This is a genomic window from Bordetella sp. 02P26C-1 (assembly GCF_009763255.1).
GTDB lineage: Bacteria > Pseudomonadota > Gammaproteobacteria > Burkholderiales > Burkholderiaceae_B > Bordetella_A.
Genome location: NZ_WSJB01000018.1, coordinates 94,492 through 118,670, shown reverse-complemented (window position 1 = coordinate 118,670; position 24,179 = coordinate 94,492). Strand labels below are relative to the sequence as shown.

Annotated in this window: 23 protein-coding genes; 8 read left to right on the top strand and 15 right to left on the bottom strand. The window is 62.0% G+C overall.

Annotation, left to right across the window (positions count from 1 at the left end; genetic code table 11):
* Positions 1 to 9: 9 nt before the first annotated feature.
* A complete protein-coding gene (queC, locus tag GOQ28_RS09985) occupies positions 10 to 720 on the top strand; it encodes a 7-cyano-7-deazaguanine synthase QueC (RefSeq protein WP_160356332.1) in 711 nt (236 codons plus the stop codon).
* Between the two features lie 87 nt (positions 721 to 807).
* Here queC and GOQ28_RS09980 read toward each other — a convergent pair whose 3' ends face one another.
* The gene (locus GOQ28_RS09980) at positions 808 to 1,401 is read right to left on the bottom strand and encodes a GNAT family N-acetyltransferase (RefSeq protein ID WP_160356331.1); all 594 of its coding nucleotides are present in this window, start codon (positions 1,399 to 1,401) and stop codon (positions 808 to 810) included.
* 170 nt (positions 1,402 to 1,571) lie between these two features.
* Here GOQ28_RS09980 and ilvD point away from each other — a divergent pair, with 170 nt between their 5' ends.
* Positions 1,572 to 3,431 (top strand): dihydroxy-acid dehydratase, encoded by a 1,860-nt coding sequence (gene ilvD / locus GOQ28_RS09975; RefSeq protein WP_160356330.1) that lies wholly within the window; start codon positions 1,572 to 1,574, stop codon positions 3,429 to 3,431.
* A gap of 294 nt (positions 3,432 to 3,725) precedes the next feature.
* Here ilvD and GOQ28_RS09970 read toward each other — a convergent pair whose 3' ends face one another.
* The 5 genes from GOQ28_RS09970 to GOQ28_RS09950 all read right to left on the bottom strand — a co-directional run bounded on the left by GOQ28_RS09970 (position 3,726) and on the right by GOQ28_RS09950 (position 11,329).
* Complete coding sequence (locus tag GOQ28_RS09970) at positions 3,726 to 4,535, bottom strand: SDR family oxidoreductase (RefSeq protein WP_160350456.1); 810 nt, start codon at positions 4,533 to 4,535, stop codon at positions 3,726 to 3,728.
* Between the two features lie 120 nt (positions 4,536 to 4,655).
* Positions 4,656 to 5,216, bottom strand: coding sequence for a 5'-3'-deoxyribonucleotidase (locus tag GOQ28_RS09965; RefSeq protein ID WP_160356329.1), 561 nt, complete (start codon positions 5,214 to 5,216; stop codon positions 4,656 to 4,658).
* A gap of 88 nt (positions 5,217 to 5,304) precedes the next feature.
* Positions 5,305 to 6,795, bottom strand: coding sequence for an efflux transporter outer membrane subunit (locus GOQ28_RS09960; protein WP_160356328.1), 1,491 nt, complete (start codon positions 6,793 to 6,795; stop codon positions 5,305 to 5,307).
* A 12-nt stretch (positions 6,796 to 6,807) separates the two neighbouring features.
* A complete protein-coding gene (locus GOQ28_RS09955; protein ID WP_160356327.1) occupies positions 6,808 to 10,005 on the bottom strand; it encodes an efflux RND transporter permease subunit in 3,198 nt (1,065 codons plus the stop codon).
* Positions 10,006 to 10,138: 133 nt separating this feature from the next.
* On the bottom strand, positions 10,139 to 11,329 hold the full coding sequence (locus tag GOQ28_RS09950; RefSeq protein ID WP_160356326.1) for an efflux RND transporter periplasmic adaptor subunit: 1,191 nt from the start codon (positions 11,327 to 11,329) through the stop codon (positions 10,139 to 10,141).
* 226 nt (positions 11,330 to 11,555) lie between these two features.
* Here GOQ28_RS09950 and GOQ28_RS09945 point away from each other — a divergent pair, with 226 nt between their 5' ends.
* From GOQ28_RS09945 to GOQ28_RS09935, 3 genes are all read left to right on the top strand, one after another.
* Positions 11,556 to 12,569 carry a LysR family transcriptional regulator gene (locus tag GOQ28_RS09945; RefSeq protein ID WP_160356325.1) on the top strand — a complete coding sequence of 338 codons (1,014 nt, stop codon included), beginning with the start codon at positions 11,556 to 11,558 and terminating at the stop codon, positions 12,567 to 12,569.
* Between the two features lie 111 nt (positions 12,570 to 12,680).
* Entirely contained in the window at positions 12,681 to 13,802 is a 1,122-nt protein-coding gene (locus tag GOQ28_RS09940) for an AI-2E family transporter (RefSeq protein WP_160350450.1), read from the top strand.
* A 52-nt stretch (positions 13,803 to 13,854) separates the two neighbouring features.
* Complete coding sequence (locus GOQ28_RS09935; protein WP_160350449.1) at positions 13,855 to 14,622, top strand: phytanoyl-CoA dioxygenase family protein; 768 nt, start codon at positions 13,855 to 13,857, stop codon at positions 14,620 to 14,622.
* Here GOQ28_RS09935 and slmA read toward each other — a convergent pair.
* From slmA to argB, 3 genes are read right to left on the bottom strand one after another with little or no spacing between them, the layout of a single operon-like run.
* Positions 14,619 to 15,197: a nucleoid occlusion factor SlmA gene (gene slmA, locus GOQ28_RS09930; protein WP_160350448.1), complete on the bottom strand. Its 579-nt coding sequence runs from the start codon at positions 15,195 to 15,197 to the stop codon at positions 14,619 to 14,621. The two genes, GOQ28_RS09935 and slmA, sit on opposite strands and share 4 nt — an antisense overlap.
* Before the next feature lie 40 nt (positions 15,198 to 15,237).
* Positions 15,238 to 15,987, bottom strand: a complete 750-nt coding sequence (locus GOQ28_RS09925) for a pyrimidine 5'-nucleotidase (RefSeq protein ID WP_160350447.1) — start codon at positions 15,985 to 15,987, stop codon at positions 15,238 to 15,240.
* Positions 15,987 to 16,889 (bottom strand): acetylglutamate kinase, encoded by a 903-nt coding sequence (argB, locus tag GOQ28_RS09920; RefSeq protein WP_160350446.1) that lies wholly within the window; start codon positions 16,887 to 16,889, stop codon positions 15,987 to 15,989. The genes GOQ28_RS09925 and argB overlap by 1 nt, the downstream gene beginning before the upstream one ends.
* 226 nt (positions 16,890 to 17,115) lie before the next feature.
* Between argB and GOQ28_RS09915 the strand changes: the two genes are divergently transcribed.
* A complete protein-coding gene (locus GOQ28_RS09915; RefSeq protein WP_160350445.1) occupies positions 17,116 to 17,901 on the top strand; it encodes a MetQ/NlpA family ABC transporter substrate-binding protein in 786 nt (261 codons plus the stop codon).
* A gap of 156 nt (positions 17,902 to 18,057) precedes the next feature.
* Here GOQ28_RS09915 and GOQ28_RS09910 read toward each other — a convergent pair whose 3' ends face one another.
* Genes GOQ28_RS09910 through GOQ28_RS09895 form a run of 4 tightly spaced genes read right to left on the bottom strand, consistent with a single transcriptional unit; the run spans position 18,058 to position 20,509 of the window.
* Positions 18,058 to 18,552 carry a peroxiredoxin family protein gene (locus tag GOQ28_RS09910; RefSeq protein WP_160356324.1) on the bottom strand — a complete coding sequence of 165 codons (495 nt, stop codon included), beginning with the start codon at positions 18,550 to 18,552 and terminating at the stop codon, positions 18,058 to 18,060.
* Between the two features lie 5 nt (positions 18,553 to 18,557).
* The gene (locus GOQ28_RS09905) at positions 18,558 to 19,307 is read right to left on the bottom strand and encodes a BON domain-containing protein (protein ID WP_160356466.1); all 750 of its coding nucleotides are present in this window, start codon (positions 19,305 to 19,307) and stop codon (positions 18,558 to 18,560) included.
* Entirely contained in the window at positions 19,304 to 19,897 is a 594-nt protein-coding gene (locus tag GOQ28_RS09900; RefSeq protein ID WP_160350443.1) for a phosphoheptose isomerase, read from the bottom strand. The genes GOQ28_RS09905 and GOQ28_RS09900 overlap by 4 nt, the downstream gene beginning before the upstream one ends.
* Positions 19,898 to 19,936: 39 nt before the next feature.
* On the bottom strand, positions 19,937 to 20,509 hold the full coding sequence (locus tag GOQ28_RS09895) for a YraN family protein (RefSeq protein WP_160356323.1): 573 nt from the start codon (positions 20,507 to 20,509) through the stop codon (positions 19,937 to 19,939).
* 69 nt (positions 20,510 to 20,578) lie between these two features.
* Between GOQ28_RS09895 and rsmI the strand changes: the two genes are divergently transcribed.
* Together rsmI and GOQ28_RS09885 are read left to right on the top strand one after the other, a co-directional pair.
* A complete protein-coding gene (gene rsmI / locus GOQ28_RS09890; RefSeq protein ID WP_160350441.1) occupies positions 20,579 to 21,517 on the top strand; it encodes a 16S rRNA (cytidine(1402)-2'-O)-methyltransferase in 939 nt (312 codons plus the stop codon).
* On the top strand, positions 21,514 to 22,071 hold the full coding sequence (locus tag GOQ28_RS09885) for a methylated-DNA--[protein]-cysteine S-methyltransferase (protein ID WP_160356322.1): 558 nt from the start codon (positions 21,514 to 21,516) through the stop codon (positions 22,069 to 22,071). The genes rsmI and GOQ28_RS09885 overlap by 4 nt, the downstream gene beginning before the upstream one ends.
* 77 nt (positions 22,072 to 22,148) lie before the next feature.
* Here GOQ28_RS09885 and GOQ28_RS09880 read toward each other — a convergent pair whose 3' ends face one another.
* Both GOQ28_RS09880 and rapZ read right to left on the bottom strand, forming a co-directional pair.
* Positions 22,149 to 23,120 carry a septal ring lytic transglycosylase RlpA family protein gene (locus tag GOQ28_RS09880; RefSeq protein WP_160356321.1) on the bottom strand — a complete coding sequence of 324 codons (972 nt, stop codon included), beginning with the start codon at positions 23,118 to 23,120 and terminating at the stop codon, positions 22,149 to 22,151.
* Positions 23,117 to 23,989, bottom strand: coding sequence for an RNase adapter RapZ (rapZ, locus tag GOQ28_RS09875; RefSeq protein ID WP_160350438.1), 873 nt, complete (start codon positions 23,987 to 23,989; stop codon positions 23,117 to 23,119). Before rapZ ends, GOQ28_RS09880 begins: the two co-directional genes overlap by 4 nt.
* Between the last annotated feature and the right edge of the window lie 190 nt (positions 23,990 to 24,179).

Sequence of the window (24,179 nt, the reverse complement as noted above, 5' to 3'; positions counted from 1 at the left end):
GAAGTGTTTATGCAGAATCATCAACGACGCGCGCTTGTCCTGTTTTCCGGCGGCCAGGATTCCACGACCTGCCTGGCCTGGGCTTTGGATCGTTACGCTCATGTCGAGACGGTGGCATTCGACTATGGTCAGCGACATCGCATTGAGCTGGATGCGCGTCTGACGGTACTGCGCGAGTTGCGCGCGCGTTTTCCGGCATGGGCGGGGCGATTGGGCGAGGATCATGTACTGGATCTGCGCGTGTTGGCGCAGGTCGGCGATACGGCGATGACCAGTGACCGGGCCATCGAGATGCAGGCCAACGGTTTGCCGAACACGTTTGTGCCGGGGCGCAATCTCCTGTTTTTGACGCTGGCCGCGGCGCTGGGCTATCGACGCCAGCTGGATGTGCTGGTGGGCGGCATGTGCGAAACCGATTTTTCCGGTTATCCCGACTGCCGTGACGATACGATCAAGGCACAACAAGTCGCGTTAGGCCTGGGGCTCGGTTCGCGCGTGACGATCGAAACGCCATTGATGTGGATCGACAAGGCCGAGACCTGGGAATTGGCGAATCAGCTTGGCGGAGAGGAGCTCGTCGATATCATCACGGAACACAGCCACACCTGCTATCTGGGCGAACGCGGTGCGCGTCATACGTGGGGGTATGGTTGTGGGACTTGCCCGGCCTGTGCATTGCGCAAGGCCGGTTGGGAGAAGTGGTCGGCGCAGCGCGCCTAAGGTGTGCTCGCATGATGTCGCGTGGCTCCGATACCTCGGTCGCCACCGAATAGCGCGGGCGTCTTGGTTGCTCCGTTAACTATGGACTCAACGGGCGGCAGCATCCGGTTCGCGCCGATCGCCATCACCCAGCGCGCGCTGCATCAACACGGTGTCGCGCCATTCGTCGAACTTGAATCCGACGGACCGTAAGGTCCCCACGGCATGGAATCCCAAGCGCGCGTGCAGGCCGATCGAGGCGGCGTTGCGACTGTCGCCCACCACGGCCAGCATCTGGCGCCAGCCGCCCGCCGTGCATCGCTCGATCAGTTCGACTAATAGCCGTTTGCCGATGCCCCGGCCCGCGATACCGTGTTTGACGTAAACAGAGTCCTCGACCGTATAGCGATAGGCCGGCCGCGGCCGGTAAGGCGTGGCATAGGCATAGCCCAGGATGTCGCCATCGCTGTCGGCCACCAGATAAGGCAACTGCCGCGCCACGACGGCCTCGCGCCGCGCACGCATTTCATCCACGCTGGGCGGCTCCAGCTCGAACGACGCCGTGCCATGACGGACGTGATAGTCGTAAATCGCGTGAATGGCGGGCAGGTCCTCGGGCGTGCTGTCGCGGATGATGAGGGCTTGCGCGTCAGGCCTGATTGAGGATCCGTCGGGAAGGGGAGATGAGAGGATGTCGGACATGGAAATTCCGGGAAAACAAACGCCGCATTCCGTGTGAAATGCGCGGGTGTTCATAGTGTGCGACAGGGCGAGGCAGAAATAAAGCGTCCGGCTGCTGTCACTGCTGCAGCCCAGGTGCGTTCCAGCGTATTATTGAAGACTTTGCGAACTTCCTCTGACCGAGATTTACCATGCCGCAATACCGTTCCCGTACCTCCACTCATGGCCGTAACATGGCCGGTGCGCGCGCCCTGTGGCGCGCCACCGGTATGCAGGATGGCGACTTTGGCAAGCCCATTATTGCGGTGGTGAACTCGTTTACGCAGTTTGTACCGGGTCACGTACACCTGCGCGATCTGGGCGCGCTGGTTGCCCGTGAAATCGAAGCCGCTGGCGGCGTGGCCAAGGAGTTCAACACCATCGCCGTGGATGACGGTATCGCCATGGGTCACGGCGGCATGCTGTATTCGCTGCCCTCGCGCGAACTGATCGCCGACTCCGTCGAGTACATGGTCAACGCCCACTGCGCCGACGCGATGGTGTGCATCTCGAACTGCGACAAGATCACTCCGGGAATGCTGATGGCGGCGATGCGCCTCAACATCCCCGTCGTGTTCGTGTCCGGCGGCCCCATGGAAGCCGGCAAGATCAAGTCGCCCACGGATGGCAAAGTCATCGCCAAGATCGACCTGATCGACGCCATGATCAAGGCCGCCGATCCCAACATCACCGATGCCGAGGCCGAACAGTACGAGCGCAGCGCCTGTCCGACCTGCGGATCGTGTTCGGGTATGTTCACCGCCAACTCGATGAACTGCCTGACCGAAGCCATCGGCCTGGCGCTGCCCGGCAACGGCACCATCGTGGCCACGCACGCTTGGCGCAAAGGCCTGTTCGAGCAAGCCGGACGCCTCGTCGTTGACCTGTGCCGCCGTTACTACGAGCAGGACGACGCCTCGGTACTGCCGCGCAGCATCGCCACCAAGAGCGCGTTCCAGAACGCCATGACGCTGGACGTGGCCATGGGCGGCTCGACCAACACGGTGTTGCACCTGCTGGCCGCCGCGCAAGAAGCCGGGGTGGACTTCACCATGGCCGACATCGATCGCATTTCGCGCAATGTGCCTTGCCTGTGCAAGGCCGCGCCGGCGACTGACAAATATCACATCGAAGACGTGCACCGCGCTGGCGGCATCCTGGGCATTCTAGGCGAGCTGGCGCGCGCCGATCTGCTCGATCTGTCTTGCGGCAACGTGCACAGCGGCACGCTGGGCAATGCCATCCAGAAATGGGACATCAACGGCGGCGCCGGCGAAGAGGCGCAAAAGTTCTACCGCGCTGCCCCCGGCGGTATCCCGACCACCGTGGCATTCAGCCAGGACGCCACCTACCTGACGCTGGACCTGGATCGCCAATCTGGCTGCATCCGCGACAAGGCACACGCCTATTCGAAGGATGGCGGTCTGGCCGTGCTGTACGGCAACCTCGCACCCAAGGGCTGCATCGTGAAAACCGCTGGCGTCGATGAGTCGCAGTGGGTATTCACTGGACGCGCCCGAGTGTTCGAAAGCCAGGACGACGCCGTGGAAGGCATCCTGGGCGACAAGATCGTAGCCGGCGACGTGGTCGTCATCCGCTACGAAGGTCCCAAGGGCGGCCCGGGTATGCAGGAAATGCTGTATCCCACCTCCTATCTGAAATCCAAGGGCCTGGGCAAAACCTGCGCACTGTTCACGGATGGCCGCTTTTCGGGCGGCTCGTCGGGGCTGGTCATCGGCCACGCCTCTCCCGAGGCCGCCGAGGGCGGTAACGTGGGTCTGGTCGAAGACGGCGACACCATCGAGATCGACATCCCCAACCGCACGATCCACCTCGCGGTCTCCGACGAGGAACTGGCCAAGCGCCGCGCCGCCATGGAAGCCCGTGGCGACAAGGCCTGGAAGCCGGAAAACCGCCAGCGCGTCGTCTCGCAAGCGCTGCAAGCCTACGCCGCCCTGGCCACCTCGGCCGACCGTGGCGCCGTGCGCGATGTGTCGCAATTGAAGCGTTAATCGCCTGAAGACAGTGCGCGGGCGACGCGCCCGCGCACTGTCTGCCGTACCAATTCCGGTCAGCCTGCTTTAATATCGCCGAGCGCTCTGTCGCTCGGCGTTTTCGTTTCGATTTACAGTCTCCCCTTATCGAATGGCAGCGTTTCGCGTGCGAGGCCGGAATATGTACCTGCATCCACCCGTTTCTGCCATATGTCGATAAATCGCTCTTTTATCGACATGTTCGGGTGACGTGTCGATAAAAAGCCATTTCATCGACATATCCCACCGGACATGTCGACGGCATCGACACGTTCAGATCACCGCTGCGGTACCGCCATCGACCGGGATCACGGCTCCCACCACGTACGATGACCGGGGGCTGGCCAGGAAGAGGGCAACGTCGGCGACTTCTTCGGGTTTGCCAAAGCGGCCCAGGGGAATCCGGGCCTGACCTTGCGCGTAGGCTTCTTCGAGCGAAATGCCCTGACGTTCGGCTTCCACGCTCAGTCCCTGTTCCACCCGTTGCGTGGCCGTCGCGCCGGGGCTGATGGCATTGATGCGGATGCCGTAACGGGCATAGTGGGCGGCCAAACCCACCGTCGACAGCATCAGCGCGGCATTGGCCGAGCCGCCGGCCAAGTGGGTGGGGTTAGGGATTTTTCCGCCCGTGCCGATGATGTTGATCACGATTCCATTCGTCGCGCCTTTGGGGCGAGATTCGGCGCGAGCGCGCATGCTGGTCAGCACGGCGTCCTGGACGTGCACGTACGGGAAGAATTTCGCGTCCATGGCCGCGCGCCATTTGGCGGCATCCAGCGTTTCGGGGACGTGGCGGCGCGCGGCGCCGGCGCTATTGATCAGAATGTCGATGGGCCCGATATCCTGCTCGATCTGTGCAATTACGCGAGAGGCCGCCTCGGCATCCGACAGATTTGCCGCATACGTGGCGACGTTATGGCCGCTGGCCTGTAATTGCGCGCGCGCCTGCTCGAGTCCTTGCGGGTCGCGCGCAATGATGGCGACGAAAGCGCCTTCGGCGGCAAAGGCGTTTGCCACCGCCAGACCGATACCTTTACTGCCGCCCGTGACTACCGTGACCTTACCGTTGAGTTTGAGATTCACATGCGCTCCGCGAGATGAGTAGGAGTGAGGACTTCGATACTCTACTCATATCGCGCGGCGCTGACTATCCCGGCGCGGATAACAGGGGCCTCATGCGCCTGGCACTACCTCAGCCGCACCCTACGCGTCGGCAGCGTAAAGCTCGCCAGCCAGCACGTTGCGCCATTTATCCCAGGTCAGCCGGGGCCGATCGGTGACCTGCCGGTTGTAGGGAGCGTCGTAGACGATATGTTTCCACCGCGGCCGCACGGCGCCCACGATTTCGGGTTTATCGTCAATGAGCAGATCGCCATGGACCAGGGTTTTGTCGCGCGTCATGACGATGCGCTGGGTCGCCTCGCGCCCCAGGTGCTTCTCTACCCACAGGTATTTTTCCAGCACGCAATTCTCAAACTGCGTCAGGGGCGACGTGCAGATGCGAATGTCCATACCCATCGCCAACAGCTCTCGCACCGCGTCCAGCGCGCCGGGCACGGGCGGCAGATTGCGGATAAAGCCCGGTTCGGTGTAGATGGCCGTCGCAAGCGGACGCAATTCGGCCGGATAGTCCTCCAGGATATGGAAAGATTTCCGGTCGGCGAATTCCACGGGCGGAATGTCCGGATGGCGCTCTTTCCAGATGGCTAAAAAGGCGTGCTCGAAATCGGCGAGCACGCCATCCTGGTCAAGAAGGATAAGCATGATGCGGGAGAGGCAGAAATGTCCAAGCGCTGATTGTGCCACGTGACATGGGCGCCACTGCGATGGGCTGATGCCCCGGCGCTGAGCATCATTTCGCGGCGATCGGCACCGGCATATCCCAGCCTCCGCCCAGTGCGCGAATCAGACTGACCGCGGATCGCGCGCGTTCGCCATCGAGCTGCACGGCCACGCGCTGTTGCGCCAACACGGTACGGTCCGCCTCGATGACATCGAGGTAGCTGATGGAGCCCTCGTCGTATTGCACGTGCGATATCCGCGCCGCGCGCGCCGACGCGTTCAATGCCGCGTCTTGGGCCGACATTTGCTGGCTTAACAGCCGCAAGTTTGCGAGATTGTCCTCAACTTCTCGAAACGCGGTGAGCACCGTTTGCCGGTAATTGGCGACATCCTCTTCATACACGGCCCGTGCACGATCCAGTCCCGCCTGCCGGCGGCCGCCATCGAAAATGGGCAGCGACAGCGCGGCGCCCACCAGTGGACCGAGCAAGAATGTCCGCGTTGACCATTCGAACAGATTGCCCAGCTCGGACGATTCGAATCCCGCCGCACCCGTTAGCGACAGCCGGGGAAAGAAGGCCGCCTGAGCCGCGCCGATACGGGCGTTGGCGGCCGCCATGGCGCGTTCAGCCGCAGCGATGTCCGGCCGGCGCTCAAGCAGGCTGGAGGGCAGTCCGGCCGGGATATTCACCGCGATGCGGGTGAGCGGCTGTTCCGGCAGGCTGAATTCCGATGGCGCCTTTCCCAACAGGATCGCCAACGCATGTTCAGCCGTGGTGCGTCGCCGCTCGAAGGCGAGCGTCTCCGCTCGCGCCGAATCGAGCTCCGATTGCGCTCGCGCCAGATCCAGTTCGCTGATGTCGCCCGCATCGTAGCGTCGCTGAATGAGCTGCAGGGTTTGTTCGCGCAGCCCGACGGTCTGACGATACAGCTGCAAACCCGCATCCAACTCGCGCACTTGGAAATAGGCCTGCGCCACATCGGCCTGCAAGGCCAGCAGCACGGATCGATACAACGCCTCGCTTTGCTCGGCGTCGGCCCTTGCCGCGTCCACCGTCGAAGACACGCGGCCGAAGAGGTCCGCCTCGTAGCTGACGCTGGCCTGCGCGCGCCACAACGTGACAGGTGTCGTGGACGCGCCGTCGTCCAGACCTTGGGAAGCCGGTGATTGACGTTGGCGTGTCGGCCCGGCGCCCACCTCCACGGTGGGGAAAAGCGCCGAGCGTGCATCTCCTAATAGGGCACGTGCCTGCTTCAAGCGCGCCGCTGCGGCCTGCAGGCTGTAGTTCGCTTGATGGGCCTCTTGCTCCAACGCGTTAAGCGTTTCGTCGTTAAAGAGTTTCCACCATTCGCCGCGCAATGCCGCTTCCGCAGGATTGGCGGTTTGCCACGCGCCCGCCTCATGCGGCGCGAGTTCTTGTTGTTGCGGGGCCTCCTTGTAATGGGCAGGCGTCGTGACGTCCGGGCGATGGTAGGTAGGACCGACCGCGCATCCCGCCAGAATCATTAGCAGGACGAGCAGACTGGAGACCTTGGCGTTTCGTCGTAATGAGGTTTGCATGATCAGCTCTACTTAATGGGATGCGGACTCGGCCGTGGTCGTGGCGGTCATGGGCGCGTCGTGATGCGAGGCAGAGTGCAGTTTGCGGGCACTCATCGAACGCAACAGCACGTAGAACACGGGAGTCAGGAAGAGGCCAAACAAGGTCACGCCGAGCATGCCCGAGAACACCGCGATGCCGATGGCTTGTCGCATTTCCGATCCCGCGCCCGTCGATAGCACCAGTGGCACCACACCCATGATGAAGGCGATCGACGTCATCAGAATGGGGCGCAGACGCAGCCGGCTCGCTTCGATCGCGGCTTGCAGTGGCGTGCCGCCTTGCATCTCCAGCTCGCGCGCGAACTCCACGATCAGGATGGCGTTCTTGACCGACAATCCGACCAACACCATCAAGCCGATTTGCGTGAAGATGTTGTTATCGCCATGCGTCAACCACACCCCGGTCAATGCCGCCAGTACACTCATCGGCACGATGAGAATCACCGCCAGCGGCAACGTCAGGCTTTCATACAGCGCGGCCAGCACCAAGAACACCAACAACACACTGATGGGAAACACCCAGACGCCCGCATTGCCCGCGAGGATTTGCTGATAAGTCAGATCCGTCCATTCGAACTTAAAGCCACGCGGCAGCGTCTCGGCCGCGATACGCTCTGCTGCATCCTGTGCTTGATCGGACGAATACCCCGGCGCGGGCCCGCCATTGATATCGGCGGCGGTATAGCCGTTGTAGCGCACGACCATCTCCGGCCCAAAGGTCTGTCGCACATCGACCAGCGCCGACAGCGGCACCATCTGACCGTTTTCACTGCGTGTCTTCAATTGCAGGATGTCTTCGGGGTGCGCGCGATAGGGCGCATCGGCTTGTGCGCGCACCTGGAATACTCGACCGAATCGATTGAAGTCGTTCACATACATCGAGCCCAGATAGATCTGCAGCGTATCAAACACATCGGTCACAGGCACACCCAATTGTTTGGCCTTGACGCGATCGAGGTCCACATCCAATTGAGGAACGTTGATCTGATAGTTGGTAAACGTCGGACCCAGCTCAGGCGCCTGTCGTGCCTTTTCCAAGAACGCTTGAGTGGCCTTGTCCAGCTCGGCATAACCCATGGCGCCCCGGTCTTCGATCTGCAGCTTGAATCCTCCCATGGTGCCCAGGCCCATGACAGGTGGCGGGGGAAACACGGCGATATACGAATCCTTGATGGCCGCGAATTTTTCGTTCAGCTGCTGCGTGATGGCATCGCCTGAGAGTTCCGCGCTGCGGCGTTCATCGAACGGCTTGAGCGTGACGAACACAATGCCGGCGCTGGAACTGTTGGTGAAGCCATTGATGGACAGCCCCGGAAATGCGATCGTGCTGGCGACGCCCGGCTGTTTCAAGGCGATATCCGACATGCGGCGGATGACGTCTTCGGTGCGGTCCAGCGACGCCCCGTTCGGCAATTGGGCAAAGCCGATCAGATACTGCTTGTCCTGCGCCGGCACGAAGCCGCCCGGCACGATATGCGCGACTCCCGCCGTGGCAGCCAGTAGCACCAGATAGACGCCCATTGCCCCGGCCTTGCGACGAATCACGCCGGTCACACCCGTGGCATACGCGTCGGAAGACCGCGAGAAAAACCGGTTGAACGCATTAAAGAACCGCCCGAATAACCGGTTCAGCACGCGCGTGAGCCAGTCGGGTTTCTCGTGATGGCCTTTAAGCAGAATGGCCGATAACGCCGGCGACAAGGTCAGTGAGTTAAACGCCGAGATCACCGTCGAAATCGCGATTGTCATGGCGAACTGTTTATAGAACTGCCCCGACAAACCGGTCATGAAGGCCAGCGGCACGAACACCGCGCACAGCGTCAAGGCGATAGCGATAATCGGCCCGCTGACTTCGCGCATGGCGCGATAGGTGGCGTCACGTGGACTCAGCCCCGCCGCGATATTGCGCTCGACGTTTTCCACCACCACGATGGCGTCATCCACCACGATGCCTATGGCCAGCACCATGCCAAACAGGGACAGCGCGTTGATTGAATAGCCGAATACCAACAGCAGCGAGAACGTTCCGATGATAGACACCGGCACGGCAAGCAATGGAATGATCGATGCGCGCCACGTCTGCAGGAAAACGATCACCACCAGCACCACCAATGCGATGGCTTCCAACAGCGTCGAGATCACGGCCTTGATGCTCGAACGCACGAACTGCGTGGGGTCATACTCGATACGGTAAGACACCGACGGAGGGAAATCGGCCGACAACTCCTTCATCGTTTCCCGCACCTGCTCCGAGACATCCAGCGCGTTCGCGCCGGGCGACTGCATGATGCCCATGCCGATGGCAGGTTGATTATCCAGCAGCGACCGCAGACCGTATTCCTGCGCGCCCAGCTCGATGCGCGCCACATCCGACAACCGCGTGATCGCGCCATCGGGTGAGGACTTCAGGATGATCTGTCCGAACTCTGTCTCGTCTTTCAGCCGGCCTTGCGCATTGACCGAGAACTGCATGGGCACATCGCCCAGCGTCGGCGATTGCCCGATCACGCCGGCGGCGACCTGCACGTTCTGCTCGCGGATCGCATTGACCACTTCGGCGGCGGTTAACCCGCGCTGTGCCACCTTCTGCGGATCGAGCCACACGCGCATCGAATAGCTGCCCGAGCCCCAGATCTGTACCTCACCGACGCCGCTGATACGCGCCAAGCGATCCTTGATGTTCAACACCGCATAGTTGCGCAGATAGGTGCTGTCGTAGCGGTTGTCGGGCGAGACCAGATGCACGACCAGCGTCAGGGTGGGCGAGCTTTTCGTTGTTGTTACGCCCAGCCGCTGCACATCGGGCGGCAAGCGCGGCAGCGCCTGCGACACGCGGTTTTGCACCAGCTGTTGCGCCTTGTCCGGATCGACGCCAAGCTTGAAGTAGACCGTCACCGCCAGATTGCCATCGCTATTGGCCTGCGACTGCATATACAGCATGTCCTCGACGCCGTTGATCGATTCCTCCAAGGGCGAGGCCACCGTATTGGCGATCACGGCAGGATTGGCGCCCGGGTATTGGGCGCGCACCACGACCGAAGGCGGCACGACCTCCGGATATTCCGAGATCGGCAGTTGGAACATCGCGAGCAAGCCCGCCAACAGCACGATCACCGATAGCACGCCCGCAAAAATGGGCCGGTCGATAAAGAATTTAGAAATATTCATGCTTGCTTCCTGCCAGTGGCATGGTGCTGCGACGGGCAACACGCGGCCCGGCCGGCGCACACAAGCGTGTGCCGGCAACGAATCGCTAAGGCGTTTGAGTGGCGCCAGCGTCAGCCAGCGCCAGGCGTCGGGGTTAGTTCAGGCTGGCGGTCTGCGTCGTCTTGGGCGAATTCGATTCCATCGACACGAGGTTCGGGGACACGGTCTCGCCCGGGCGCACGCGCTGCAATCCATTGACCACGATGCGCTCGCCGGGCTCAAGCCCGCTGGTCACGACGCGCAGATTGCCTTGGTTCGCACCCAGGGTGACGCGCCGATAACTCGTCTGGCCTTGATCATCGACCACCAGCACGAAACGCTTGTCTTGATCGGTGCCGATCGCGCGTTCGTCGATCAGCACGGCGTGGTGCGGCACGGTGCCGCCCAGGCGGATCCGCGCATACATGCCCGGCACCAGCAACCCATCCGCATTGTCAAACACCGCCCGCACCCGGATCGTGCCCGATTGCGTATCGATACGGTTATCCACGGACTGCACCACGCCTGCGCGCGGATACTCCAGATCGTTGGCCAGTCCCAATTCCACCGGCACCGACGCGCCTGTCGTGCGCGCGGGACTCACGTAATTCAGATAGGCTTTCTCATCCACGTCGAACGCGGCATACATTTGCGAGACCGACACGAGGCGGGTCAAAGGCTTTGAGTTCGCCCCCGCGGCCACCACATTGCCGACGGTCACCTCCGCGCGCGATACCCGGCCCGTCACGGGCGCGACGATTTCGGTGTAGCCAAGATTCAGTTTGGCGGCATCCAGCGCGGCCTGAGCCGCCTTTAAATTGGCCGCCGCTTCACGCGCATCATTGCGCTTGGATTCGAAATCGCGTTTGGCGATCGCATTCTCGGCCAGCAGACGTTGCCCGCGCGCGAGTTCTGATGCGGTAAAGGCGACGCGCGCCTGGGCTGCGGCCAATTGCGCGGCGGCACGGTCCACCTCGGCGGCATAGGGGCGCGGGTCTATCGTAAAGAGCGGGTCGCCTTTTTTCACCAGACTGCCGTCCTTGAAATGCACGGCGGTCAGCGTGCCGGACACGAGCGGCCGAATGTCGACCACATCGATGGCTTCGAGCCGGCCCGAATACTCCTGCCAGTCGATCACCGACTTGCCCAGCGCGGGGGCGACGTCGACCGACGGCGCCGCGGGGGCGGCCGACGCTTGCGCGGCGCCGGGTCCTGGCTCGTTGCTCCAGAGCGAATAGCCCCCGGCCGCCACGAGCAGGGCCACGACAGCCGTCATTACTGCGATGCGCGAACGCGAAACAGACATGGGTGTTTCCTTAATCGTATGGGGTGTGCCGGAGGCGGCGGCAAAGCCAAAAGCCGCCGGTCGGACCGATGGGCCGACGGACCAGCGTAGATGGAACGTATTCTGAGTGTTTTGCGCGCCGGGATAAACGTGCCGCTGTCGGCAACACTGTTCGAGGAAAATGAACAATTGGGGCAAAACGGAGTTATGCTTGCGCCATCACCACGCTTTTATGGACGACAACACCATGGATCGTTTTCAAGCCATGCAGGTGTTTGCGCGTGTCGTCGAGGTCAATAGTTTTACCCGGGCAGCCGACAGCCTGGGTCTGCCTCGTACGACGGTCACCACCATTATTCAGAATCTCGAGCGCCATTTAGGCGTACGCCTGTTGAACCGCACCACGCGTCGTATCAGCCTCACGCCCGATGGCGCGGCTTACTTTGACCATAGTAAACGCGTGCTGGCCGATGTGGAGGAAACCGAGGCGTGTTTTCAGGCCGCCGCGGTCAAACCCCAGGGCAAGCTGCGCATCGATGTGCCAGCGAGCGTGGGCAGGTTGATCCTCGTGCCTGCGATTGCAGAGTTCCGCGAACGCTATCCCGACATCGAGCTGGTGCTGGGCATGAGCGACCGTCGCGTGGATCTGGTGCAAGAGGCCGTCGATTGTGTGATCCGCGGCGGCGAACTCGAAGACTCGTCGCTGGTGGCGCGCCGCATCGGCTCGTTCCAGTTCGTGACCTGCGCGGCGCCCTCGTATCTGGAACGGCATGGCATGCCGCACACGCTGGAAGATCTAAAGTCGCATCGCGCGCTGAACTATTTCTGCAACCGCACGGGCCGCAGTTTCAGCTGGGACTTCGTCATTGACGGCCGCGTCCACGAGGTCGATATGACGGGCGACATGGCGGTCAACGATTGGAGCGCGCATCTGGCCTTGGGATTGCAGGGATTCGGTCTGATTCAAACGGCGAGGTTCATCGCCTTGCCCCATCTGCAATCGGGGGAACTGATCGAGGTGCTGCCGCAGTGGCGACCGACGATCCTGCCAATCTCGTTGCTCTATCCGCAGAGCCGTCAGCTCTCGCCCAAAGTGCGCGTGTTTTCCGATTGGGTCGCGGAATTGTTCATGCGCTGCCCCTTGCTGCGCGGCGGCGACGGCAGCGAAGGTTGCCACGACGTGCGCAAGCCCGAGCTCCTGCCGGGTGCCATTCGCGCGCCGCGCCGGGGCACGCCCGCGGAGCTGGAATACGCGATCTGAATCAGCCCACGCGCTGTCAATCCGAGGATGCCCCCTGGTTGGGGGCTCCTTGTCTGCGAGGGGAGTCCTGTATATTTGTGCAGTCGCCCTAACGCCCAATTGGCTCAATCCATGCAGCAGCCTGTTTTACCTGCGTACCTCATTGCCCGCTGGCTACTCTTGCTGGTGTTGCTGGCCGGCATTTATTTCCTCAGTGGTTTTCTTGTTCCGGCGCTGGCCGCCCTGATCATCGGGCTGGCCACCTGGCCGGTGTTTCAGCGCATCGTGCGCGCCTGCGGCGGACGAACGATCCCGGCGGCATCGCTGGCGTTGATTACCGTCATCCTGGTGATCATCGTGCCTTTGTCGTTGGCACTGTCTTATGCCATCAACGAGGCCAGTAATTTTGTTGCCTGGGCCTTGGCGGCCAACCGTCATGGCGTGGCCGTGCCTGCATGGATTTCGTCATTGCCGGTTGTGGGCGACAGGTTGACCGAATACTGGATCACCTATGTCGGCGAGCCGCATGCCTTGGGCGCGCTGGTCGAAGCCGTCAGCGGCGAGCATCTGGGCAATATCTATCGCATGGTCCTGTCCGCCACCGGCAACGCGTTTCACCTGTTGCTAAGCGTGCTCTTCATGCTGATTACCTTGTTCTTTGTCTATAAAGACGGCGATCGCATGTTAGGCCAGCTCGACATCCTGGGCGAGCGTATCTTGCCCGAACGCTGGCGGCGGTTTTCGCGCGTGGTGCCCGCGACAGTCAGCTCTACCGTGACTGGCATGAGCTTGATCGCGGTAGGCGAGGGCGTCGTGCTTGGTATCGCGTATTGGATCGCGGGCGTGCCTTCGCCGGTATTGCTAGGCGTGGTGACCGGATTCATGGCGCTCATTCCGGGTGGCGCGCCGTTGTCATTTACGCTAGTGTCCTTGTACCTGATCGGCTCCGGGCATCTGGTGGCGGGTATCGCGCTGTTCGCGTGGGGCACGATCGAGCTCTTTATCGTCGACAAGACATTGCGCCCGCGATTAGTCGGCGGGCCGGTCAAACTGCCTTTTCTGCCCACGTTTTTCGGTCTGGTGGGCGGGGTCAAGACCATGGGCATCGTCGGGCTGTTCGTGGGTCCGGTGCTGATGGCGCTGCTGGTTGCCGTATGGCGCGAATGGGTGCGCAACGTCCAGCATGAACGCGAGCTCGCACAGTGCCATAATGTCGAACAGATTCGTGTCGATCGGGGCGATGCCCCGCGCTGAATCGATGTGACCCATCGATCGACGCCTGCGCGTCGATATGTTCGAGAAAGCAATGTCAGCATCATCCGTGGCCGAGCAAGTCCAGACCCTGCGTGAACAGGGCTTTGTGGTGGCAAGGCAGTTCGCCTCGCCCGAGATCGTCCAGGCCTTGCGCGCCGAAGCGCAACGCCAATTGGACGCGGTGATCGAGCCCATCGAGTACGAGGCCGATCTGCAATACCCGGGTGCGCCGCCATCGCGCGATGCGCAGGGTGGCGCGACGGTGCGCCGGCTGCTAGATGCCTATCGTCGCGGGCCCTTGTTTCAGCAATGGGCCACCCGGCAGGACATCGGCGCATGGTTGCGTGCGTATTTTGGCGAGACGCCAGTCTTGTCGCGCGCACACCATAACTGTGTCATGACCAAACATCCCGCCTATGGCAGCCTGACGGGCTGGCATCAGGACATTCGTTATTGGTCCTTTTCCGAGGACGATCTGGTCTCTACCTGGCTGGCCCTGGGGCACGAGACGGCGGATAACGGGGGGCTGTTTTTCCTGCCAGGCTCGCACACGGCCGCGTTCGATGCGTCGCAGTTCGATGAGCAGAAGTTCTTTCGCGCGGACCTGCCGCAGAACCAAGCCTGGATCGAGCGCGCGGTGTGTCCGACGCTGGAGCCCGGCGACGTGGTGTTTTTTCATTGCCGCACCTTGCACGCGGCCCGGCAAAACAGCAGCGATCAGGTCAAGCTCTCGCTCGTGCACACCTATCATCCGGAAAGCTGCTCGCCGCTGCCCGGGACGCGCTCGGCTTCGCTGCCAGGCGTGCCGCTGGCCGGTTAAAGCGGCAACACCACGCGCAGTTGCTCGTCCAGCTGGCTGGTGGGCGTCACCCGCCAGCCGCTTTGCGCGTAGCGCAGCCAGCGGCCCAGCACCAGGTGCGTGAGCAGGCTGGCGCGGGCGCTGATATCGGTTTCGGGCGGCAGCTGTCCATCGGTGACGGCCACGCGCAACGATTGCTTCAGCGATGCCTCGATGCGGTCATTGATATGGTTGATGCGTTCTTGCAGCCGGTTGTCCTCGGTCACCAGCGCATCGCCTGTCAGCACGCGCGTCATGCCCTTGTTGCGCTCGGAAAACGCCAGCAGCATGGAGACGATCTTGCGCGCTTGGCTCACCCCTTGGCGGTCCGCATCGGCGATCTGGTTGACCAGGGTGAAAATGCTGACCTCGATGAATTCGATCAGTCCCTCGAACATCTGCGCCTTGCTGGCGAAATGCCGGTAGAGTGCAGCTTCTGAGAGCTGCATGCGAGCCGCCAGCGCCGCGGTGGTGATACGGGCAGCGTGCGGCTGCTCCAGCATTTCCGCCAGGGTTTGCAGGATCTGGGTTTTTCGCTCGCCGGGTTTACTCGCCATGGCTGAAACGTGTGGGTCCGTCTGAGGAGGAAAAAGAGCGCTAAACCGCCCGGATGGGACGGCGGCGCAGTAGCAAATCGCTCACCGAGTTTACCCGCAAGTCCACATAGGCCGGCCGTTGATGGTTGCGGCGTGCAAAGGGCGTGCCCGAGTGATAGACGTGCACCGTGCGTAATCCGACCTGACGCGCGCCACGCAAATTCGGCAAAGTGTCCTCCACCAGCACGGCCTGAGATGGCGGCACACCTTCGCGCGCCAGCACGTAACGCAGCAAGGCGGGAGAGGGCTTGGGCCGAAACTCGCCATGCAGCCGCATATGCTCGATGGCCCAGAGGCTGTCGAATTGCCGCAAGATACCCAGGTGCCGCAGCACATCGCGCGCGTAATGAAATGGGGCATTGGTGAGCAAGACCTTGCGCCCTGGCAACTGGCGCAATTTACCAGCCAGCCCAGTTTCCGCGCGCAGTAGCGGTTGCACATCGAAGTCGTGGCTTAACCGCAGAAACTCATGCGGGTCGATCCCGTGATGGCGCACCATGCCGATGACAGTCGCGCCATAGCGCCGCCAATACGTCGAACGCAGCGCGTTCGCCGTCTCGATATCCACGTTCAATGACGCCGCCACGGCATGCGTCATGCCATGATCGATACGCGGAAAGATCGCGTGCGAACAGTCGTGCAGCGTGTTGTCCAGATCGAACAGCCACAGGCGCTCGCTTACCCCCGTGGCGATGCGGCGCGCGCGACGCTGACGCGCCGCGGGCCGCAGCAGATAACGATGGGCCCGCATTAATGCGAGCTGATCATCGTGCCCACGCCCTCGTTGGTGAGGATTTCGAGCAACAGGCAGTGCGGTACGCGGCCATCAACGATGTGAACCGAGTTCACGCCGTTCTTCGCCGCATCGAGCGAGGACGAGATCTTGGGCAGCATGCCGCCAGAGATCGTGCCATCTTCGAACAGTTCATCAATGGTCTGGGCCGACAGCGTGCGCAGCAGGTTGCCGGCTTTATCCAGCACGCCCGGGGTGTTGGTCATCATCACCAGTTTTTCGGCGCCCAGCACCTCGGCCATCTTGCCTGCCACCACATCCGCATTGATGTTGTAGGCCGTGCCGTCTTCGCCATAACCAATCGGCGAAATCACAGGGATGAACTGATCGTCTTGCAGCGCCTTGACCACGGCCGGCTCGACTTGGGTGATATCGCCCACGAAACCGATATCCAAGGGTTCGTTGGGGTTGTCCTTGTTGGCCATGAGTTTCTTGCGGGCCTGGATCAGCATGCCATCCTTGCCCGTCAGGCCAACGGCCTTGCCGCCTGCCTCGTTGATCATCATGACGATGTCTTGCTGCACTTGGCCGCCCAGCACCCATTCGACGACTTCCATCGTCTCGGCGTCGGTCACGCGCATACCCTGAATAAACGTGCCTTGCTTGCCTACGCGGCGCAGGGCGTCATCGATTTGCGGTCCGCCGCCGTGCACGACCACGGGGTTCAGGCCGACCAACTTGAGCAGCACCACATCATGGGCGAAGCTGCGCTGCAGGCGCTCTTCGGTCATGGCGTTGCCGCCGTACTTCACCACAATCGTCTTGCCATGAAATCGTCGCAGATACGGCAGTGCTTCGGATAGGACGGCCGCTTTCAGGGCAGGAGACGAGACGGCGGCAGAGTCGGGCGTGTCGGTCATGGCAGCAAAAACTCGATTCAAAGGTCAGTGAAAAGGAAAAAGCTTGCGCCGGCGCGGTGGTCACGGCGCTACCGGGCAAGCATACGGCAGATTGTAGACCGCGCGTTTGGTATATAACCAAAACCCATGATGTTATGCCCGACAAATAACCTGCATTCAGGTAAATTGAGGGCGTTTTTGCAACGAAGCGGCCCGTGGGGCACGGCTTACGATAATGAGGTGTTTTATGCGTTTACCTTTTGCGCGGACGGCGCTGCTGGCCTCCGTTTTCTTCCTGGCCGGTGCCGCTCATGCCGAAAAACTCATCGTCGGTGCCACCCAGGTGCCGCACGCCGAGATTCTGGAAGTCGTCAAGCCCGCCTTGGCCAAAGATGGCGTCGAGCTCGACATCAAGGTCTTTAGCGACTACGTGCAGCCGAACTTGCAGCTGGCCGATAAAGAACTGGATGCCAATTTCTTCCAGCATCAGCCTTACCTGGAAACCTTCAAGAAGGATCGCGGCGCCAAGCTCGTAGGCGTGGGTCTAGTGCACGTCGAACCCTTTGGCGCCTACTCGCGCAAGGTGCAATCCACGGATCAGATTCCCGAGGGCGCCACGATCGCGATCCCGAACGATCCCTCCAACAGCGGTCGCGCGCTCCTGCTGTTGCAGCAACAAGGTCTCATCAAGCTCAAAGACCCCACCAACATCACCGCAACACCGCTGGACATTGCCGAGAACCCGAAGAAGCTGAAATTCCGAGAACTCGAAGCCGCCATCTTGCCGCGCGCGCTCGCCGATGTGGATGTGGCGCTGATCAACACCAACTACGCGCTTGAAGCGGGTTTGGTGCCGACTAAGGACGCCTTGTTCATCGAGGGCGCGGAATCGCCGTACGCCAATATCGTTGTAGCGCGTGAAGACAACAAGGATGCCCCGGCGATCAAGAAACTCGTCAATGCGCTGCATACCCCCGAGGTCAAGCAGTTCATCGAGGAAAAATACAAGGGCGCGGTGGTGCCTGCGTTCTAAGCACGGCACGAGGGTAGATCGCGGTCCCAGACATCAGCGTCCTCGGATGTCTGCCCTTGCCTGAGCCCTCGCGCGAAACCTTGAAGTTCAAAGGCCTGAGTCCGGACTCGCACCGTACTCAGGCCTTTTTGTAGGGATCGAGATGAGTCTCGACGTTTAGCCGGCGGCCAATGCCTTGTCCAGTGTGGCGTGAAAATCCGCCATGTCGTAATCGCCAAGATAGCGCTTGATGATGCGACCTTGCTTGTCGATCAGAAATGCCGTGGGCGTGAGTTTGACATCGCCGAATGCCTGGGCGATATCGCCCCGCGTATCGAGCGCCACCGGAAAGGGCAGCTTGCGCGTTTCGGCGAAATTCAGCACGTAGTTCGGCGGGTCATAATTCATTGCGACCGCCACCGTCTCATAGCCCTTGGGGGCGTATATGTTGTAGGTCTCGATCGTGCCCGGCATCTGCTTGACGCAGGTCACGCAGCTCGTGGCCCAGAACTTCACCAGCACGACCTTGCCACGCAAATCGTGCATGCTGAATTGTTTCCCCTCGATGGTGGTGAAGGCCACATCAGGAGCAGGGGCGGCAGGGCGCCAGAGAAACCAGGCGCCAATGCCGGCCGCCACCAGAACGACGAGGGACAGCACGAGCTTTTTCATGGCGTTTATTGAATCGGCATGACTTCGACGCCACCGCTGGCCGCGCCGCTATTACCGGCGGGCGCGGTGCTCGATGGGGCGAGATTATTGGTCGTCGTCGTGGGTGAGGAGGTCGCCGGGGTCGATGCGCTCTGGCCGGACAGCTTCAACGCTTCTTCGCGGCTGATGGTCTCGAAGATTTTGACGACCTTTTTCACGCCGCTGACTTCCGACGCTGCGGTCGCCGCGTAATTGCCTTCGGCCTCGGTGACCAGGCCCATCAGGTACACCACGCCGTTGTCAGTCGTCACGTCGATCGTGGCCGAGGGCACGTACTTGGTGTCCAGCAGCTTGGCCTTGACCTTGGACGTCAACCACGTATCGTTCGAACGCGTGCCGAACGAGGTCTCGGGACCGATGTTCAGCTGGTTCACGACCTTTTCCACGTGCTGAATGCTCTCGGCGATCCTGGTCGCTTCGTCCTTGGCTTGTTGAGTCGGCACATCGCCGGTCAGCAGCACAATGCCGTTATAGGACATGGCATTGACCCGTGCCCCGGCGCCCAGTTTGTCGCCGATCTGCTTTTCAGCCTTGAAGTCGATGTTTTTGTCTTCGATTTGCGCGCCCGAGGTGCGCCGATCGGTGATGACGACTGCCGTTGTGGCAGCCGCGCCGCCCACGAGGAGCGGGGCGCATGCCGATAAGGAAACCGCTGCGGTGGCGAGCACGGCCGAGAGCAGTAACGGACGTGCGACTTTGCGAGCATCCAACATTATTCGGTGTCTCCGAGAAGTAAGGCATCGATGCCGTCACAGAGTGCATGCAAGGTCAGCGCATGGACTTCCTGAATGCGCATGGTGCGATCGCTCGGCACGCACAAATGAATGTCGTGTTCGGTCAAGAGTTCACCCATCACGCCGCCACCTTTACCGGTGAGCGCGATGATGGTCATCTCGCGATCGTGAGCCGCCTCCATCGCGCGGATGACGTTGGCCGAATTGCCACTGGTGGAAATCGCCACCAGCACATCGCCTGGCTGGCCCAGCGCGCTGACCTGGCGTTCGAAGATTTCCTCGAAACCATAGTCATTGCCCACGGCCGTGAGGATGGCGGTATCGGTGTTCAAGGCAATCCCGGCCAGGGGTAGCCGCTCGCGTTCGAACCGGCCCACCAGTTCCGCGATGAAATGCTGCGCGTCGGCCGCGGAGCCACCATTGCCGCAAGCCAGAATCTTGCCGTTATTGGCCAAGGCGGCGAACATCAACTCGACCGCGGTGGCCAAAGGGGCCGAGAGCGCGTTCATGCTGGCTTCGCAGGCTGCCATGGCATCGCGAAAATGCGACGTCATTCGTGAAGTCATATCCATGCGCGGCATTATCTCATGGTGGCCGATTCCGGCGTGCGACTAAAGGTGAAAAGCGGCCCGCAGCCAGATCATCTCGTCGCCATCGAAGGCGACCACATCGAAGCGCGCGACGGGCATGCGCGCGCCCCAGTAACGACGGGCCAGGGCGGGCAACAACAACGCCGCGCTGCGGATCAGGCGCTCGCGCTTGACGTGCCCGATGCTGGCCGCCGCTCCGCCAAAGTCACGATTCGATCTGGATCGTACCTCGACGAATACCAGCACGTCGCCATCGCGCATAATCAGATCAATCTCGCCCGTGCGGCAACGTACGTTGCGGGCCAGCGGTGTCAGACCCGACGCCATCAATCGCTCAAGCGCCCGGTCTTCGTAAGCCGCCCCAGCTCGCTGGGTAGGAGAGGCGGGCCAACCATTGGGTTCAATCAGCGATGAAGCGGCCTCGCCATGCCCCGTCTTTGCGCGCGATGACGCAAGCCCGACCGCGCCGCCTGTTGTTTCGGCCGCGGCGGCTTGTCGCATCGCGCGCTTGGCGGCCGCGCGACGCCGTTTTACTTGCTGTTGCTGCGCGGCGCGTGCGCGCGCGTAGGCAATATCCAGAAAAGGATCCGTCATGGCTTAAGCGCCCCAGGCACGAGTCAGGCGGCTACACTGACATACTTTGCAGTTGGGTGGTGAGCTTCGATGAATCAAAATGTCCCGCTTACGCAGGCGTCCGAGGGATGGCGCCGCATGGCCGAGCGCGTGGCGGGCCAACATTGGCCCGAGGCCGCGCTATATGTGGTGGCCACGCCGATCGGCAACCTCGGTGATCTGGGCCTCAGGGCCTGGCAGGCGCTGAGCCAGGCCGATGTCATTGCCGCCGAAGACACGCGCGCCACGCGCAGTCTGCTGGATGCCTGGGGCATCAACACGCCGTTGATTGCCGCGCATCGCCATAACGAGGCCAGCGCCGCTCAGGATATCTGCGCGCGTCTGGCGCAGGGGCAGCGCGTCGCGCTGGTATCCGATGCGGGCGCGCCCGCGGTCAGTGACCCGGGTGCCCGTGTCGTGCGCGTGGTGCGCGCCGCCGGTTATGCCGTGGTGCCCGTACCCGGTCCGAGCGCCGTGATCACCGCGCTCATGGGTAGCGGCGTCACCTCCGACGAAAATCCCGCCTTTGCCTTCGCGGGCTTCGCGCCGTCCAAGGCGACCGCGCGCCAGCGCTGGCTGCGCTCCTGGTGCGCGCTGCCCGCGCCGGTGGTGATGTTTGAATCACCTCATCGGCTGGGCGCGATGCTCGGCGATCTGCTTGAAGTCTGTGGCGGCGACCGCAAGCTGACGATCGCGCGCGAGCTCACCAAGCGGTTCGAGCAGATCGTGACGCTGCCGCTATCGGACGCCCAGGCCTGGCTCGCGGGCGACGCGCATCGCGCACAGGGCGAATTTGTGCTGATCGTTCACGCCGAGGTCGCGGCCGAGGTGGACGACAGTGTGCCCGATGATCCTCAGACGATTGTGTTGATCGACGCCTTGCTGGAGACCCTCTCCGTGCGCGATACGGCCAAAGTCGCTGCGCGCGTGACCGGCCAGCCGCGCGACGCGCTCTATGCGCTCGCGTTGGCGCGTAAAGGTGGTGCATGACGTGGCTCTATTTGGATACGGACACTCCCTTGGGCGTGATGCGCCTGGCTGCCCGCGCGTGCGAGGGGCAGCCGAAGGGTCTGAGCGGCGCTTGGTTCCTTGATCAGCCGGACCTGCCCGAGCTGTCGCAAGCCTGGCGGTCGCAGCCGGAGCATCCGGTCCTCAACCAGGCGCGTGTCGAACTCGCTGACTGGTTCGCCGGCGACCGCCAACATTTTGATGTCGAGTTCGCGCCGCAAGGCACAGTCTTTCAGCAACGCGTCTGGCAGCAGCTGCGCCTGCTGGACTTCGGCGCGGTCTGCAGCTATAGCGATATCGCGATGGCTATCGGCAAGCCCAAAGCCGCCCGCGCCGTCGCGCAAGCCATCGGCCGCAACCCGCTGTGCATCTTCATCCCTTGCCACCGTGTCGTCGGCCGCGACACCGCGTTGACCGGCTTTTCGGCGGGATTGCCGCGCAAGCACGCGCTGCTCAGGCACGAAGGCCACCGCTATCTTGGCCATCACGCGCGTGTGCGGCGTGTGGAGAATAGCCAGCTAGACTTGCCTTGGTGAATCCACAGATGCGGCCAACGCCGGTTTAACAGTAAGGTTGTAGGGCTTGGCGCGAATCGGCGTTGTTTCGTTGGCCGTTACGGCGTCGCGAGGCTCGGCATGATGCCGATCCTGTCGGCTACGCGTTGTGCGGCGCTGAGTGCCGAGGCACGATCGGAATAAGGCCCCATCCGGACGCGATACAGCATGCCGTTCTGGTGCACGGCCGCCACCATTTGGGCGTCTGCCAGCTGTTGGTTGACCTGTTGCACCAAGGCCTGGGCGTTGCCGGGCTGACTAAATGCACCCATTTGCAGATAAAACGCACCGGCCGAGGAACTGGGACTAGCTGTCATTTGCTGTGCCGATGCCGCCGGCGTCATGGGCGCGAGCTCCGTCATCGTCAAGCTGGCCGTTGCAATAGGGGCCGCTCCTATGGGCAGATCCTCGGATGCCGTGGCGACAGCGTTTGAAGCCCCGGAGGCCGTCACCACGCCGCCGCGCGACTGCGCCAGACGGATTTCGGCGGGTAGGATGCGTTCCACCGTCACTTCTCCGCTACCCTTGGCGACGATGCCCAGTTTATGAGCCGCCGCGTACGACAAATCCATGACGCGGTCGTGCAGAAACGGCCCACGGTCATTGACCCGCACGATGACGGTTTTGCCATTCACATGACTGGTCACGCGTGCATAGCTGGGCAGCGGCATCGTCGGATGCGCGGCGGTCATGGCGTACATATCGTAAGCCTCTCCGATGGAGGTGCTGTTGCCATGAAACTTGCGTCCATACCAGGAGGCGATGCCTCGCACTTTATACGGGCGGTCCGGGTCCGCGATGGGCACGTAGTTCTTGCCCAGCACGGTATAGGGCCGGTTCGCGCCGCTGGCCAACGGCTCGATGCGCGGCACGGCGTCCGGGATCTTGTCGATGTTGGCCGGAATGTCGTGCCCCGGACCATCGTCTTGGTAATACCCGCCCGCCTTGCGCTTGCCCGGCGAGGAGCAGCCCGCGATTGCAACCGCGAGGCCAATGATGACGAGGGCGAGCCAAGAACGCGTCACGTTCACGCGTGTTCTTTCGGCAGTTGGGCACGATGCCGGATCAGCAATGGATCATGATCGGCAAATCGTTTCGCCAGCTGTTCCACCACGTACACGGAACGATGCTGCCCGCCCGTGCAGCCCACCGCCACGGTCAGATAGCTGCGTGTGTCTTGTGTATATCTGGGCAGCCAACGCCGCAGATAATCGGTAATGTCGTCGATCATCTGGTTAACGACATCGAAACTCGCCAGCCACGTCGCCACCGCCTCGTCCCGGCCGGTCAAAGGCCGCAGATTGCGGTCGTAATACGGGTTCGGCAGGCAGCGCGCGTCAAACACCAGATCCGCGTCGTTAGGCACCCCGCGCTTGAATGCAAAGGATTCGAAGGTCAGCACGAGCGGTGGGCGATCATCCTGGATCAGGTCGCTGATCCATGCCCGTAACTGCCCCGGCGTCAGATCCGAGGTATCGATCACATGCTCCTGTTCGCGTAACGGCGCGAGCAGATCGCGTTCCAGTGCGATGGCGTCCAGCAGGGAGGGTGCCTGGCCGTGGCGCGAGAGCCGGTCGGTCAAGGGGTGGCGGCGTCGTGACTCCGAATAACGCTGCACCAAGGTCTGCGTGTTGGCGTCGAGAAAAATCACCCGTAGCGAGGTGCCCATGGCGCGCTGGGCCGTGACCACGTCGGGCAACTCGGCCAGTTCGCCCGGCGAACGCACATCAATGGCAATCGCTATCCGGGCAAGCTCATCGTCGCGCGCGCTGGCGATGACTTCGCTCAAAAAGCGTACCGGCAGATTGTCGATACACGTATAGCCGGTGTCTTCAAGCATGCGCAGGGCCACCGACTTGCCCGATCCGGAAATTCCGGTAATAAGGACGACTCTTAACATGACCCCAATTGTTGCATGAAATTGCCTGACGGTTCCGGCAAGATAGCTGGTAATGACGTTGTTTCGTACCTGAACCAGGGCGAAGCGCTGTACCTGCCCGTCGCGGCAGCGTAAGATTGAACCGCCCATAGACGCCGGTGCTTCATTGTCCCGATTTCCCGGCTTCGCCGCAACGAGGTGAGCATATCGA

What these genes read in the sequence shown, in the direction of transcription:
- queC (WP_160356332.1), top strand. Translation starts at nt 10, where the DNA reads ATGCAGAATCATCAACGACGCGCGCTTGTCCTGTTTTCCGGCGGCCAG.
- GOQ28_RS09980 (WP_160356331.1), bottom strand. Translation starts at nt 1,401, where the DNA reads ATGTCCGACATCCTCTCATCTCCCCTTCCCGACGGATCCTCAATCAGG.
- ilvD (WP_160356330.1), top strand. Translation starts at nt 1,572, where the DNA reads ATGCCGCAATACCGTTCCCGTACCTCCACTCATGGCCGTAACATGGCC.
- GOQ28_RS09965 (WP_160356329.1), bottom strand. Translation starts at nt 5,216, where the DNA reads ATGCTTATCCTTCTTGACCAGGATGGCGTGCTCGCCGATTTCGAGCAC.
- GOQ28_RS09960 (WP_160356328.1), bottom strand. Translation starts at nt 6,795, where the DNA reads ATGCAAACCTCATTACGACGAAACGCCAAGGTCTCCAGTCTGCTCGTC.
- GOQ28_RS09955 (WP_160356327.1), bottom strand. Translation starts at nt 10,005, where the DNA reads ATGAATATTTCTAAATTCTTTATCGACCGGCCCATTTTTGCGGGCGTG.
- GOQ28_RS09950 (WP_160356326.1), bottom strand. Translation starts at nt 11,329, where the DNA reads ATGTCTGTTTCGCGTTCGCGCATCGCAGTAATGACGGCTGTCGTGGCC.
- GOQ28_RS09945 (WP_160356325.1), top strand. Translation starts at nt 11,556, where the DNA reads ATGGATCGTTTTCAAGCCATGCAGGTGTTTGCGCGTGTCGTCGAGGTC.
- GOQ28_RS09940 (WP_160350450.1), top strand. Translation starts at nt 12,681, where the DNA reads ATGCAGCAGCCTGTTTTACCTGCGTACCTCATTGCCCGCTGGCTACTC.
- GOQ28_RS09935 (WP_160350449.1), top strand. Translation starts at nt 13,855, where the DNA reads ATGTCAGCATCATCCGTGGCCGAGCAAGTCCAGACCCTGCGTGAACAG.
- slmA (WP_160350448.1), bottom strand. Translation starts at nt 15,197, where the DNA reads ATGGCGAGTAAACCCGGCGAGCGAAAAACCCAGATCCTGCAAACCCTG.
- GOQ28_RS09925 (WP_160350447.1), bottom strand. Translation starts at nt 15,987, where the DNA reads ATGCGGGCCCATCGTTATCTGCTGCGGCCCGCGGCGCGTCAGCGTCGC.
- argB (WP_160350446.1), bottom strand. Translation starts at nt 16,889, where the DNA reads ATGACCGACACGCCCGACTCTGCCGCCGTCTCGTCTCCTGCCCTGAAA.
- GOQ28_RS09915 (WP_160350445.1), top strand. Translation starts at nt 17,116, where the DNA reads ATGCGTTTACCTTTTGCGCGGACGGCGCTGCTGGCCTCCGTTTTCTTC.
- GOQ28_RS09910 (WP_160356324.1), bottom strand. Translation starts at nt 18,552, where the DNA reads ATGAAAAAGCTCGTGCTGTCCCTCGTCGTTCTGGTGGCGGCCGGCATT.
- GOQ28_RS09900 (WP_160350443.1), bottom strand. Translation starts at nt 19,897, where the DNA reads ATGGATATGACTTCACGAATGACGTCGCATTTTCGCGATGCCATGGCA.
- GOQ28_RS09895 (WP_160356323.1), bottom strand. Translation starts at nt 20,509, where the DNA reads ATGACGGATCCTTTTCTGGATATTGCCTACGCGCGCGCACGCGCCGCG.
- rsmI (WP_160350441.1), top strand. Translation starts at nt 20,579, where the DNA reads ATGAATCAAAATGTCCCGCTTACGCAGGCGTCCGAGGGATGGCGCCGC.
- GOQ28_RS09885 (WP_160356322.1), top strand. Translation starts at nt 21,514, where the DNA reads ATGACGTGGCTCTATTTGGATACGGACACTCCCTTGGGCGTGATGCGC.
- rapZ (WP_160350438.1), bottom strand. Translation starts at nt 23,989, where the DNA reads ATGTTAAGAGTCGTCCTTATTACCGGAATTTCCGGATCGGGCAAGTCG.